This window comes from Paenibacillus sp. FSL H7-0331 (assembly GCF_001956045.1).
Genome location: NZ_MRTH01000011.1, coordinates 185,253 through 198,565, shown reverse-complemented (window position 1 = coordinate 198,565; position 13,313 = coordinate 185,253). Strand labels below are relative to the sequence as shown.

Here is a 13,313-nt window from a genome sequence, read left to right as displayed (position 1 = left end):
AAATGCTTTACTTTGTAGAAATTATTAATTTCCTGCCAAATTTTAAAGCTAATCCGTACTCAAACCAGGTTTCCTGCCTGATTAGTTTACATTATTAACTATTCGTATCACAAATGAATTTCATTCTTCAAATTCAATCTTCCAGTCCTCATTGTCCATTCCACGACTGACGGCATCCGTTAATTCGCGTACAGCACGATTGGTCACGCTTGAATTGTAGCCTCTTCTTTGCAATAAGGCATAGGCTTTTCTTTTAATATTTTGCACATCTGAGTCCGGCTTTAAACTGGAACCATATTTTTTATATATCAGATTATAAGCATTACTATACTCCATTTGTTCATCAATTTGACCAATCGCACTTGTAATATGTTCAGATTTGAGCCCCTTCTGCTGAAGCTCCTGCTTAATCCAATTACGTCCCTTCTTCGCTGAATGAATGCGCTGCTGTGTCAACTGCTCAGCAAACAAGGAATCATCTATATACTGCTCCCGTCTAAGACGGTCCAGCGTGTCTTCAATTGTGGGAAGCTCATAGTTCTTTTGACGCAAACGTGCCTTTAGTTCATGCTCGGAACGCAGCCTGAACGATAATAAACGAATGGCATCCAAATAAGCCTGCTGTTTGTCTTGAGCATCTACAATCGCTTTCAGCTCTTTTTCATCAATTGCAGTACCCTTGGCCAAACTGTATTTGATCAGCACATCCTCATGTATAGAAAATACATACTGCTCTTCGATATATAAATTGTAACGATCCTTGGCTCTTTTTTGTCGCTCTATTTTGGTTATTACGCCTTCTTTTAAAGGCAGCTCATTCAATTCATTTACTTCTTCATCCATGATCTATCACTCCGAATGCAACGGAAGGGCACCTGAGTAAGGTGCCCTTCATCTGCTTTATTCAACTTCTTCCAAATCTTCATCATCTTCCTCGTTATTCAGCAAGTCGGCATCGACGGTCGCTGACAAGTTGGCATTTTCGCGAATTTTATTTTCAAGAATATCAGCAACTTGCGGATTATCCTTTAAGAATTGCTTGGAGTTCTCACGGCCTTGACCCAATCGGTCACCGTTGAAGGAATACCAGGCGCCACTTTTTTGAATAATATCCATTTCAGCACCGATATCGATAATGCTTCCTTCTTTGGAAATACCTTCGCCATACATAATATCAATATCTGCCTGCTTGAACGGAGGCGCTACTTTATTCTTAACTACTTTAATTCTTGTACGGTTACCAACCATATCATTGCCTTGCTTGATGCTCTCTACACGACGTACATCCAAACGTACGGAGGAATAGAACTTCAATGCTCTTCCGCCCGGGGTTGTCTCCGGATTACCGAACATAACACCGATCTTCTCACGAAGCTGATTGATGAAAATTGCAATCGTGTTCGATTTGTTGATAGCACCGGATAACTTACGCAATGCCTGTGACATCAAACGTGCTTGCAGACCCACGTGGGAATCTCCCATGTCACCTTCAATTTCCGCTTTAGGAACCAGCGCCGCAACCGAGTCAATAACGATAATATCTACAGCTCCACTGCGTACCAATGCTTCGGCAATTTCCAACGCCTGCTCACCCGTGTCCGGTTGGGAGAGCAGCAGTTCGTCTATATTAATTCCAAGCTTACTTGCATAGGAAGGATCTAGTGCATGCTCAGCATCGATAAAAGCCGCTGTTCCGCCTACTCGCTGTACCTCAGCAATAGCATGAAGCGCAACTGTTGTTTTACCCGATGATTCAGGGCCAAAAACCTCTATAATTCTACCACGTGGGAATCCTCCTATGCCGAGGGCAATATCAAGGGCCAAAGATCCGCTGGGAATAACATCAATCTTCATATGGGCGGATTCACCCAGTTTCATAACCGATCCTTTACCAAATTGCTTTTCAATTTGACGAAGGGCATTGTCTAGTGCTGCGCGCCGATCTGACAAAACACTCACTTCCTTTTCCGTATTGGATAAGTATAATAATAACCTATTTTGTTGGTGTTGCCAAGCATTTTTACGAACATACATTCTGTTTATGGTCCAAAGAAAAACCGTAACAAAATGTGATCCATTGTTACGGTTCTTCCGCTTCCTCTATTATATTACATTGGCTGAGCGCTTTCAAGTTCTAATTATATCAATCCCAGCTCTATCAAACCACCAAACGCTTCCACAATTGGTATAATGCCGCCTTTGCAGCACGAAGCTTGATATTGTCCCGATTACCGGACAACTGCAGCCGCTCCACAACCGGCAGCCCTTCTTTGCAGGCAATAGCCAGATACACAAGACCTACCGGCTTTCCTTCGGATTCATCCGGTCCGGCCACCCCAGTGATAGCAACTGCATAATCGGTATCTGCCTTAAGTCGCATCTGTTCTGCCAGAATACCGGCTGTTTCCGCGCTGACTGCACCTGGAGCTCCTGCTCCTTCCAGAATGCTCATCGGCACATCCAGCAGCTTATTCTTCAACATATTTGAATAACAAACGATACCTCCACGGAATACGGCAGAACTTCCGGGGACTGCGGTCAGCATATGGCCGAGGAGCCCTCCTGTACAGCTCTCAGCAGCTGCCAGGAGCAATTTGCGCTCCTTCATGATATGTATGATCTCTTGCTCAATAGGAACGTCTACAGAGGCGTATATGTAGTCTCCAAGCCTGCTTCTGATTTCCTGCTCCAGCGGCTCCAGCTTTACATCCGCTTCCGCTTGTGAAGAGGCGCGAGTGGTAATGCGTATCGTAACCTCCGACTCCTTGGCATAAGGGGCTATGGTCGGATCTGTTTGCGCATGAATAAGGTCTAAAAGTTCATGTTCAAGCGTAGATTCACCAATTCCCGCAAATTTCAACATCCTCGAGAACAAAGGATGAACCCCGCTCATCTTCGACGCAATCCATGGCGCTGCATAATGATCGAACATGGGTTTCATTTCTTTAGGGGGACCGGGTAATAGTATGTAGTGCGTGCCATCCTGAGTCAAAGCGATACCTACGGCCATTCCTGCATCATTCGTTAAAGGATCACTGTGCTCCAGCATTAGCGCCTGCCTACGATTGCTTTCGACCATATGAATGCCCCTCGACCCAAACACTTGTTCGATATGATCCATTGAGGGCTGATGGGTGACTATCTTTTGTCCCAGAAAAGCGGCAAGCGCATCCTTGGTCAGGTCATCCTGAGTCGGCCCAAGTCCGCCAGTACAAATGATTAAATCGGCACGGCTTTTGGCAATTTGCAGGGCGTCCGCCAAGCGGCTTTCATTATCACCGACAACGGTCTGGTAGTATACACTCACACCCAAATCTGCGAACCCTTGGGCCAAATACTGAGCATTGGTGTTCACAATCTGTCCTAGTAAAAGCTCTGTACCAACAGCTATAATCTCAGCTCTCATCCAAATTACCTCCCGAATGGAACAAAAAAACAATAGGAAGCTCCTACTGTTTATTCGTTAAAGTTAATGACATGTTTATTTTTAATAAAATAATCCAAACCGGAATACAAGGTTATGATAGCCGCAACCCAACTTGCAAATAAATCAAAGCGCAGATTAATAAAAGCAAATGGAAAATTATTGATCAGCAGGGCAATAATTGCAGTAATTTGGGCTGCTGTTTTCCATTTACCCCATTTACTAGCCGCAATGACATGACCCTCAAGCAGGGCGATCTGTCGTAATCCTGTAACAGCAAATTCCCGGCTAATAATCACAATCACGATCCATGCGCCGACCTTATCCATCTCAACCAAAGATACGAGCACAGCAGATACAAGAAGCTTATCAGCCAAGGGGTCAAGCAATTTCCCCAGATTCGTTACCAGCTTACGCTTCCTGGCAATATATCCGTCCAGACCATCTGTCCAAGCCGCAATGATAAAAATAAGCGCAGCAATAATTTGGTTATAGGTGATGCTGAACTGATCCATTTCAATTTGAGGAAATTTTAAATTAACAAGCAAAAAAAACATAATGATAGGTACTAAAAAGATCCTCGCCAAAGTGATCCGATTGGCCAGGTTCATGCCACAACCTCCCCGGACAAATCAAACTCGAATGAGTGGGTAATGTGAACCTTGGCTAACTCTCCAATCTTAAGCTGTGTCCCTTTTACAAATACTTCTCCATCAATCTCAGGAGCATCGTATTGGGAACGGCCAATATAGACATCATTTCTGCCGTCATACTTTTCAATCAATACATCCACGGTTTGGCCTACCCGATTTCCGTTACGAATATTAGATATACTACGCTGAATTTCCATGATGGTATTAGCCCGATATTCCTTTACATCATCCTGAACCTGATCCGGCAGACGGGCAGCTGGTGTATCCTGCTCTTGTGAGTAGGCAAACACACCCAAACGGTCAAATTCAACTTCTGTAACAAATCTCTTCAAATTCTCAAAATCCTGCTCAGTCTCACCCGGGAACCCTACAATAAGCGAGGTACGAAGTGAAACATTAGGAATTCGTGAACGAATTTTGTCAATCAATGCTTTGGCATCCTGCTGTCTGCCTGGTCTTCTCATCCGCTTCAAAATAATATCTTCACTATGCTGCAGAGGCATATCGACATATTTGCATACCTTTGGGTTTGAAGCAATCGTGTCGATCAATTCGTCGGTAAAAAATCCCGGATATGCATAGTGCAGTCTGACCCATTCAATACCAGCTACTTCCGTAACCTTGTTCAACAAAGCAGGCAGCATAAAGCCGTCATACAAATCTGTACCATAATTTGTGGAATCCTGTGCAATCAGACTGATTTCCCGAACACCCTGAGAAGCCAATTGCTCAATTTCCGCAATAATGGATTCCATGCTTCTGCTGCGGAACTTACCGCGCATGATCGGAATACTGCAGAACGTACAGGCATTGTCACAGCCCTCGGCAATTTTCACATAAGCGGTATAACGCGGAGTCGTCACACGACGTGGAAGCGGCTTGTCATAGTTAAAAACCGGGTTCCCCACCAAGACCGGCTTTTTCCCAGCAAGTGCTTCTTCAATAATTTCATTGATTTTGTCAAAATCCCCTGTGCCTACGATACCATCAATTTCAGGCATTTCTTCCATGAGCTCTTTCTTGTAGCGTTGAGTCAAGCATCCGGAAACAATCAGTGCCTTCAAATTAGCAGTCTGCTTCAAGTCAGCCATATCCAATATCGTATTAACGGATTCTTCCTTTGCTGCATCAATGAACCCGCAGGTATTAACTATAATTACAGTAGCTTCTTCCTTATCCGATACTAATTCGTAGCCACGTCCAAAAACAAGTCCTGACATGATTTCGGAGTCAACGAGGTTCTTCTCGCAGCCGAGCGTAACTACTTTTACTTTCTCTGTCATATCCATATCCTCCAATAGTGAATCAAGCCTATGGGTCAAGTATAAACGAACCGAATGAATAGTGTCAAAAATGTATATTAACGAAAATTTAAAAATTGCAGATCAAGAGGCAGATCTGCTTTGCGAAGAAGCTGGATAACCTGTTGTAAATCGTCTTTGCTTTTGCCAGAAACTCTGATTTGATCGCCCTGAATTTGGCTTTTCACCTTTAGCTTGGAATCCCGGATCATGATATTGATTTTTTTGGCATTATCCTGATCGATTCCTGACTTGAGCTTCACCTTTTGCCGAACGGTTTGGGATGAAGCCGGTTGAATTTTATCGTATTCGAGGTTTTTCAAGGAAATTCCCCGTTTAGCCATCTTGGAATGCAAAATGTCCATTACGTTTTGCAGCTTGAACTCATCATCGGAGACGATAACTAATTCATCTTTTTCAACTGCGATACTGCTTTTGCTATTTTTAAAATCAAATCGGGTCATAATTTCTTTCTCCGCTTGATTAATCGCATTGTTCAATTCCTGCATATCCATTTTCGAGGCAATATCAAAAAAACTTTCGTCAGCCATGGTCGCACTTCCTTTATATAATTAATTGACTTACACTTTTTGTAAATCGATTTGAACCCGTTTAGCATTTGGAGTGTCGCCTAGCACAATAAGGGTTCCATTCACATTCAATTCAACTGCATTGGAGCGGCCAAAAATCATAAATGCCGAGTTGGTAAGCTCCCAGCTTTGCTCTTTACCCTTGGTGAAGGTGCCTTGCTCGAGCATATCTCGTTGTTCTCCTAATGAGTCAATCTGCATCCAGCAAGCATCGCCTACAACCTTCATTTGGATCATAAGCTTATCTGCATTGGAAACCAAATAGTAATCGGTGCCACCTTGGCTTTTGACAAGCTTCACTTCTGTTTTAACTACAGGAACAGGTGGTGGAGCAGGCACTGCTGGTGCTTTTTTGTCGTAAACGGGTGTAGTCACACTGCCGCTGTTGGCATTAGGATCCACTTTATCCGTGACCCGATTCGGTTCATTTACAGGGTTGGCTTCATGCGGCTTACTATTATAATTCGTTATTATATAATAATAGATGATCCCCAGGATGAGAACAAAAAAGGCAATCATCATAACAGTGGAAACCCATTTGCCCATTCTTTCAGTATTTCGTGTCGTTCTCTTGGAGCGAGTAGGTTCAATATGGTCTGGCTCTGCCGCGGGAATCACATTTTGATATAAGCTCAATATTTCATTAGGCTCCAGACCCACCGCTTCGGCATAACTTTTGATAAATGCTCTGACATAAAAATTACCCGGTAATATTTTGTAGTTTCCATCTTCAATCGCTTCCAAATAGCGCTTACGAATTTTTGTGCTTTCCTGCAAATCTTCTAATGAAATCTTTTTTTCCAACCGTGCTTTTCGCAACAATTGCCCAAGATCAGACATGTTCTCACCCCTTTCGGAACGTTCTTTGTAATGGATTATTAATAATCATTGATACCGTTTGTTATGGCATCGTAATTGATTTCTTCATCAGGTGTATTGCGCAGCTCTACAATGTAATTGAAATGCTCATACGTATATTCCGAATCCCGCACAAAAATATCCGGATGCTCGATGACTTTCGTCGAAGGCATACTCATGATTTGCTGTAAAAGGGAGTGATGCTTTTCATTGGAACGAATGGTCGATACAATACCATCAATAATAAAAATATTGTTCGGGTTCATTTCCTCCTCAGATAATTGACTGCGAACCGTTTGGCGCAACAGTGTTGAGGATACAAAATTCCAACGTTTATTTGAGCAAACGCTCCCGGCTATGATCGATTCCGTCTTTCCTACGCGCGGCATGCCTCTGAGTCCAACGACCTGATTGCCGTCACGCTTGAAAATTTCACCGAGAAAATCGACCAGAAGACCCAACTCATCGCGCGTAAAGCGGAATGTTTTACGATCATCCGAATCTCTTTCAATGTATCTGCCATGGCGAACAGCTAATATATCAACCAATTTGGGCTCTCTGAGTGCCGTTATAGTTATATTATCCACTTTTCGCAACATTTTACCCATCAAGTCAATTTTTTCATTATCATTGGTTTGCAGCAGCATACCACGGGTCCGGTCTTCTACCCCGTTAATCGTAACAATATTAATATCCAGCATCCCCATCAGGGAAGCTACATCCCCCAATAAGCCAGGACGATTTTTATGTATTCTGTATTCCATATACCACTGCTTTGTTTCCATTATAGGCACCTCATATCGATGATAATCACACATCAACTCAAATTTTTGGAGCATGTTACAAAAATATTCTACAATTTTCGAGAAATTCCTTCCTACTTCTTAAAGAAATCTTTATTATTCTTGATTAAGGCTTAATGATTTGTATTTCCTGGGAAGTATATTCCTGATTTCCATTCGCCCATGTCTGGGTTTCTATGGTTTGCAATATCGAGGTCATAAGGAAGCCCCATTGCAGCTCTATGGAAACTGCTGTCATATCGATTACTGGCACCTTCAGGTTTTTAACCCGTTGCAAGGAACTGGCGTCCAAAGGAGAATAAATAGCTATCCAGTTGGGCCCATGCCTCCTGACCTGATTCTGAAATTGCGGGAACCAGCCTTCGGCATCGGACACTCCTATCGTTTCGGCCTCCTCAGAAGGTGCCCACAACGATGGTATCGGCCTGGCGCCAACTGTCACCCATTCAATGGATTTACCCAATATTTGCTGCTGCTTAACCCACTCGTCCCATTGCTTGTCCATAAAACCTTGTCCCGTCTGTTTCCATACGATATGTTTATCCGTGACTGGCGGATTATCACCCGACACCGTATCATCGAGCAAAATCCATTTTTTGTCGGGAATTGCTGTAGCAATAGGCAGTACTTGTCGAGCAAGCTCGTTTCCTATGACAATTATGTAAGTATAGGGTCTCGTTTTCAGAGCGGTAATCTGCGCTTCCTTAAGCACAGCTGTATCCGCCATCCAATCAAAAGCAATATGATGACTGTCACGCCAAGATATCAATGTATTTTGTAAAGTTGATTTTGTAGAATCCGATACATGTTCTTTGGAAATAATTAAAACGGAAACTTTGGATTCCAGTAAAGCGGGGTCAATTGCGGGAATGTTCTTACCACAGCCTCCAAGTACAAATAGTATACATAAAGTAAAGAGCCCAGTTGTCCATCTCTTCTTACTCAACTACCTCTAGCCGCCTTTCCAATCAAATTAAGTTAAGTATACCACAAAAGTAACGAAAAGCCCCCTTGGAAGGAGGCTGCTAACAATTGCATTTAGGTTCCCGGTGTAACCAGCTTTACCATCAGCTTGGCGATTGTTCTCTTTTCCTGCTCATCAGCAACATCCCAGAGCTCTTTAAGCACTCGTTCTTCATTATTTTCCGGGTCCACCTTGTCAGATAGAAACTCCCCGATTTGAAAGGCCAGCTTGTTGATCGTTTCATCCTTCATGCCAGCTTTTTCTGCCTGATCGATGCGTTCATTCAAAAATTGCTTCCAGCGGTCGAATACCTTTAGTACAGTTGCCATTGCTCATAGCCTCCTTGGAGTCAAAGTGTATTACCACTTTTACTATTCGCCAAATCGAGGTCTACTATACCATGCTTATGTTAACCAACCGCCATTAGGACTAATAATCTGTCCGGTAATATAGCCGGATTCCGGAAGTGCCAAAAAATAAACCAAGGAAGCAATTTCGTTCGGCTGGGCAAACCTTCCAGCAGGAATTTCATTCTCTATGGCCGCTTTTTCCTGGGAGTCAAAGTTGGCCATCATCAGTGTGTCAACCGCACCTGGCGCCACCGCATTCACGGTTACTCCAGAAGGGGCTAATTCTTTGGCTAAAGCTTTCGTAAAGGCATTGATACCGCCTTTGGTTGTGGAATATAAAACCTCGCAGGAAGAGCCGGAAATCCCCCAAATTGAAGACACATTAATAATTCTTCCATATTTTTGCCGAATCATCGGTTTCATGAACTGCTGACTGATCAAAAATGATCCTTTCAGATTAATGTTCATGACATCATCCCAGAGCTCCTCGCTCACATCCGAGAGCATCCCGTAATGGGAAACACCCGCATTGTTAACGATAATATCAGGTGTCATCTCATGATGATCCAGTTTCTCCTGCAGCCGTAGAATCTGCTCCTTGCTGCGCAGATCAGCCGTAGCCGTAAGTACCTTTGCACCTGTTTTCATACATCTGCGTGCCGTATCATTAGCCGCCTCATGGGACTGCATATAATGGATCACGACATTCATTCCCACGGAAGCGAATCTTTCGGCAATCGCAGCACCAATACCGCGGCTGCCACCCGTAACAAGTACGGTTTGCTCGTTAAAGGGACGGATCGGATCATTCATTACGCTTCACTTCTGACAATGGATACGGCCAACTGGTTCCAATCAAAATGCTCGTTCAGCATTGTCGTTACATCCTCAATAGTCAATTGCTCATACACAGGCAGTATGTCAAATAAATCGATTTGTTTAAAACGATATTTGGTGAATTCATTGGCAATGGACTCTGGAGAATTCAACTGCCGCAGAAAACCTCCAATTTTCTTTTTACGGCTTCTCTCAAAATCGGTTTGCGCAATCCCGCTCTCCTTCACTTTATCGATTTCCTCACGAACACGTGAAACCAATTTGTCAGGATCTGGCGTATCGCCACCGATGATTGAAAAGGCATAATTTTCTGCAATATTGTACTCACTTCCGAAGCTGTCGGAAATGATTTGTTCCTCGTATAGCTTTTGATAAATAGCCGAGCTTGGACTGAGCAAAATATCCAGTAAAACCTTCATAACCAGTTCCCGCTTCAGCAGTTCCTTGCCATTAGCATCCTGCTTCGGTTCCTTGCAGCCGAACAAGCATTTGGGAAGAGAAACCGGCAGTACGGTTACTTTCTCCTTGTTCCTTACGGTGGTTGGCTCCTGCTCAAATAAACGATGAATTTCACCCTGGGGCTTATACTCCTTGGCAGCCTGATTGCTCCTGATCAACTCCATCGTTTCCTCTGGATCGACGCCTCCGACCACAAACAAACTCATATTGCTGGGATGATAAAAAGTGTGATAACAATCATACAGCAGCTCTTTGGTAATCTTGGCAATAGACTCTACGGTACCAGCGATGTCAATATGTATCGGATGGTGGTGATACATCGTCTCTATCAAACCAAAATAAACGCGCCAATCCGGATTATCCTGGTACATTTTGATTTCCTGACCGATAATGCCTTTTTCCTTGTCTACGTTCTCATCCGTAAAATATGGATTTTGCACAAAATTTAACAAGGTAGTCAAATTTTCAAGAACATGCTCAGTTGCCGAAAATAAGTAGGCTGTCCGGTCAAAGCTCGTAAACGCATTGGCAGAAGCACCATTGGAGGCAAATACGGAAAAAATATCGCCGGTCGGCTCCTCAAACATTTTATGCTCCAAAAAGTGGGCAATTCCATCAGGGACTTTAATCTCGGAAGCACCCTCCACACGAAAATGGTTGTCAATCGATCCGTAGTGGGTAGAAAAGGTTGCATAGGTTTTGGAGAACCCTTCTTTTGGAAGTATAAAAACGGTCAATCCGTTAGGAAGCTGCTCTGTGTAAATAGTTTCCTTCACATGAGGATACGGTATCGCCTTCATATTCTACACCCCCTCCTTTCGATCACGTAAGAAGTAAATCGTATCGAGCTTGACCTTGCCTGCTGCTGCTTGAATTTGCGCTTTGTCGACAGCAAGAACATCATTAATCAAGTCAGGTACCGTACGCTCTACACCGGACAATATATTGTTAAAATCAAAAGAAATCAGTTCGAAAGCGGAATCCTGAAGCTGACGCAGATGTCCCGTAATCATAGCCTGGGTCTGCTGAAGCTCGATGTCATTGATATCACCCGCAGTCATCGCGTCCAGCTGCTGGCGGATAATCGCCACTGCCTTCTCGTAGTTTTCGAGTTCAATCCCTGATTGTATCGTAAGTATTCCCTTATGCCCATCCAGCCTTGAAGAGGCATAATAAGCGAGACTTTCCTTTTCCCGCACGTTGATAAACAGCTTGGAGTGCGGATAGCCTCCTAAAATGCCATTATACATTAGCATCGTTGGATAAGCCGTGTCCGCATAGGTGGTATAAGTTCGCAAACCCAAATTCAGCTTGCCCTGCTTGACGTCAAGCTCTTCTATAACCTCGCGAACCTCAGCTTCTTTGGATTGACCTTGAAGCGTGGAATAACCTCCAGCAACCTCTCTTTCTCCACCAAAACTGTTTTCTACGAGAGCCATGACTTCCTTAAGCGTGGTTTTACCCACTACATAAATGTCGATAGGCGATTCTTTCAGCCATTGCTTGTAATACGTATACAGCTCCTTGCTGGTTAGCTTCTTTAAGGCTTCAATTGTACCAAGTGGGTGCAGACGATAGGGCTCACCCTTACACATTTCCTCTATACAGCGCTCGGCTGCATATTTTACCTTATCATTAATGATCGATTCGATACGTTTTTGCAGTGTTGTTTTTTCGGAATCCACGTATTTGGAGGCAAATGCGCCATCTTGGGCAGCAGGTTGGGTAATCGCCTCTCCAACAAAACGCATGCCTTGCTCCAAAAGCGATTCGTTGCTGTTCACGAAGTCATCCTGTATCAGATCCATCCGAAACTGTACCATCTGATAATCGCCGCGCTTATAAATATCAAACCCAAAGCCCGCACCGTATAAATCGTCCAGACGTTCCCGGAACTGCTTGGTTTCTGGATAAACCTTTGTACCGCGACGCAATACAAATGGAATTAATGCTGTCGGTGTTACCGTTTCTTCCTGTAAGCGACTTCCGACATAAACCGATATGGCATATGTTTTAAATTGCTCTGTGGGCAGCACGTGCACCCTGATATTATGAACCGTACCACGTTGAAATTGAACATTTTTCAAAAGGGAGCAGCTCCTTTCAGCCTGTAATCGAACTCCATACCATTATATTCCTTCATAAACAGAAGAAGCAAACGAACTTCGTTTGCATCCCCTTTTCTGCTTATCCATTTATTTGCAAAAAATATGCTTGCCGATGGTTTTGACCTGCGGACGTCCCCATATCCATTTGGAGGTTGCTGTTTCCGGATTAAAATAGTATATGCAGCCTCCCGATGGATCCATGCCATTTAACGCTTCCTGTACGGCCTTCTTGGCATTTTCATTAGGTGTCAGCCATATTTGTCCATCAGCTACTGCTGTAAACGCACCAGGCTGAAATATGACACCTGATACGGTGTTAGGAAAGCTTGCCGATTTAACTCGATTCAATATGACAGCAGCTACAGCAACTTGACCAATATAGGGCTCACCTCTTGCCTCGCCATATACCGCATTGGCCATCAAATTCAAATCCTCTGTGGATAAGCCCATATGATTGTTCGGCGCCAGGTTGGCATTCTTATCCGGGGCAGGCTGGGCATTTCCTCCGCCATCTGCAGTATTTGAGGATGGGAGTTCATTGGCTGTCGGCTTGTAATCCTTGGTCGCTTCCCATAGTTTCAGCTTCGTTTTAGAACCAGCTATACCGTCAACCTTCATACCGAATTCGGATTGAAACCATTTTAATGATCGCAGTGTATTGTATCCAAAGTCCCCATCTACAGCACTGTTATAAAAGCCGAGGAATTTCAATCGTCCCTGCAGCTCGTACACATCTTTCCCTGCTGCTCCATATGCAATATCATTCTTGCTGAAGGTTTGCATGGTTTCAAGCTTCTGTTTTAATTGATAGCCTGTAAACAGCACGAGTAATAAAGCTGCAGTTATAAGCACCAGTCGTTTGTTCATTTGCATTGCGTGCACACTCCCACTTCATAATGGTAAACATTTATGGTTATTATGAGAAAGGCGGCACGCTTATATGCATACGGAAGCTTAAAAGCAAAA

General features: G+C 43.7%; 14 protein-coding genes. All 14 read right to left on the bottom strand.

The window, feature by feature from the left end; genetic code table 11:
* Positions 1-120: 120 nt before the first annotated feature.
* Positions 121-843 carry a RecX family transcriptional regulator gene (locus BK127_RS18305; RefSeq protein ID WP_076232928.1) on the bottom strand — a complete coding sequence of 241 codons (723 nt, stop codon included), beginning with the start codon at positions 841-843 and terminating at the stop codon, positions 121-123.
* Positions 844-900: 57 nt separating this feature from the next.
* Positions 901-1,950: a recombinase RecA gene (gene recA, locus BK127_RS18300; protein ID WP_076232926.1), complete on the bottom strand. Its 1,050-nt coding sequence runs from the start codon at positions 1,948-1,950 to the stop codon at positions 901-903.
* Positions 1,951-2,158: 208 nt separating this feature from the next.
* Entirely contained in the window at positions 2,159-3,406 is a 1,248-nt protein-coding gene (locus BK127_RS18295; protein WP_076232924.1) for a competence/damage-inducible protein A, read from the bottom strand.
* A gap of 50 nt (positions 3,407-3,456) precedes the next feature.
* Entirely contained in the window at positions 3,457-4,035 is a 579-nt protein-coding gene (gene pgsA, locus BK127_RS18290; RefSeq protein WP_076232922.1) for a CDP-diacylglycerol--glycerol-3-phosphate 3-phosphatidyltransferase, read from the bottom strand.
* A complete protein-coding gene (gene rimO, locus BK127_RS18285; protein WP_076232919.1) occupies positions 4,032-5,360 on the bottom strand; it encodes a 30S ribosomal protein S12 methylthiotransferase RimO in 1,329 nt (442 codons plus the stop codon). The genes pgsA and rimO overlap by 4 nt, the downstream gene beginning before the upstream one ends.
* Before the next feature lie 77 nt (positions 5,361-5,437).
* Entirely contained in the window at positions 5,438-5,929 is a 492-nt protein-coding gene (locus BK127_RS18280; RefSeq protein WP_076232917.1) for a YajQ family cyclic di-GMP-binding protein, read from the bottom strand.
* Positions 5,930-5,959: 30 nt separating this feature from the next.
* Positions 5,960-6,808 carry a helix-turn-helix domain-containing protein gene (locus BK127_RS18275; protein ID WP_076232914.1) on the bottom strand — a complete coding sequence of 283 codons (849 nt, stop codon included), beginning with the start codon at positions 6,806-6,808 and terminating at the stop codon, positions 5,960-5,962.
* A 38-nt stretch (positions 6,809-6,846) separates the two neighbouring features.
* Positions 6,847-7,611 (bottom strand): DUF3388 domain-containing protein, encoded by a 765-nt coding sequence (locus BK127_RS18270; RefSeq protein WP_076232911.1) that lies wholly within the window; start codon positions 7,609-7,611, stop codon positions 6,847-6,849.
* A 124-nt stretch (positions 7,612-7,735) separates the two neighbouring features.
* Positions 7,736-8,575, bottom strand: a complete 840-nt coding sequence (locus BK127_RS18265; protein WP_076232909.1) for a type 1 periplasmic-binding domain-containing protein — start codon at positions 8,573-8,575, stop codon at positions 7,736-7,738.
* A gap of 92 nt (positions 8,576-8,667) precedes the next feature.
* Positions 8,668-8,922, bottom strand: coding sequence for a DUF3243 domain-containing protein (locus BK127_RS18260; RefSeq protein WP_076232906.1), 255 nt, complete (start codon positions 8,920-8,922; stop codon positions 8,668-8,670).
* Positions 8,923-8,997: 75 nt separating this feature from the next.
* A complete protein-coding gene (gene ymfI / locus BK127_RS18255; protein WP_076232903.1) occupies positions 8,998-9,756 on the bottom strand; it encodes an elongation factor P 5-aminopentanone reductase in 759 nt (252 codons plus the stop codon).
* Positions 9,756-11,039: an EF-P 5-aminopentanol modification-associated protein YfmH gene (gene yfmH / locus BK127_RS18250; RefSeq protein WP_076232901.1), complete on the bottom strand. Its 1,284-nt coding sequence runs from the start codon at positions 11,037-11,039 to the stop codon at positions 9,756-9,758. Before yfmH ends, ymfI begins: the two co-directional genes overlap by 1 nt.
* A gap of 3 nt (positions 11,040-11,042) precedes the next feature.
* A complete protein-coding gene (gene yfmF / locus BK127_RS18245) occupies positions 11,043-12,326 on the bottom strand; it encodes an EF-P 5-aminopentanol modification-associated protein YfmF (protein ID WP_076232898.1) in 1,284 nt (427 codons plus the stop codon).
* A 108-nt stretch (positions 12,327-12,434) separates the two neighbouring features.
* Positions 12,435-13,214: a spore cortex-lytic enzyme gene (gene sleB, locus BK127_RS18240; protein ID WP_076233013.1), complete on the bottom strand. Its 780-nt coding sequence runs from the start codon at positions 13,212-13,214 to the stop codon at positions 12,435-12,437.
* Between the last annotated feature and the right edge of the window lie 99 nt (positions 13,215-13,313).

Bases quoted from the DNA above. Each gene is read 5' to 3' on its own strand.
- BK127_RS18270 (WP_076232911.1), bottom strand. From the start codon at position 7,611: ATGGAAACAAAGCAGTGGTATATGGAATACAGAATACATAAAAATCGT.
- BK127_RS18305 (WP_076232928.1), bottom strand. From the start codon at position 843: ATGGATGAAGAAGTAAATGAATTGAATGAGCTGCCTTTAAAAGAAGGC.
- yfmH (WP_076232901.1), bottom strand. From the start codon at position 11,039: ATGAAGGCGATACCGTATCCTCATGTGAAGGAAACTATTTACACAGAG.
- BK127_RS18275 (WP_076232914.1), bottom strand. From the start codon at position 6,808: ATGTCTGATCTTGGGCAATTGTTGCGAAAAGCACGGTTGGAAAAAAAG.
- BK127_RS18280 (WP_076232917.1), bottom strand. From the start codon at position 5,929: ATGGCTGACGAAAGTTTTTTTGATATTGCCTCGAAAATGGATATGCAG.
- pgsA (WP_076232922.1), bottom strand. From the start codon at position 4,035: ATGAACCTGGCCAATCGGATCACTTTGGCGAGGATCTTTTTAGTACCT.
- rimO (WP_076232919.1), bottom strand. From the start codon at position 5,360: ATGACAGAGAAAGTAAAAGTAGTTACGCTCGGCTGCGAGAAGAACCTC.
- sleB (WP_076233013.1), bottom strand. From the start codon at position 13,214: ATGAACAAACGACTGGTGCTTATAACTGCAGCTTTATTACTCGTGCTG.
- BK127_RS18295 (WP_076232924.1), bottom strand. From the start codon at position 3,406: ATGAGAGCTGAGATTATAGCTGTTGGTACAGAGCTTTTACTAGGACAG.
- BK127_RS18260 (WP_076232906.1), bottom strand. From the start codon at position 8,922: ATGGCAACTGTACTAAAGGTATTCGACCGCTGGAAGCAATTTTTGAAT.
- ymfI (WP_076232903.1), bottom strand. From the start codon at position 9,756: ATGAATGATCCGATCCGTCCCTTTAACGAGCAAACCGTACTTGTTACG.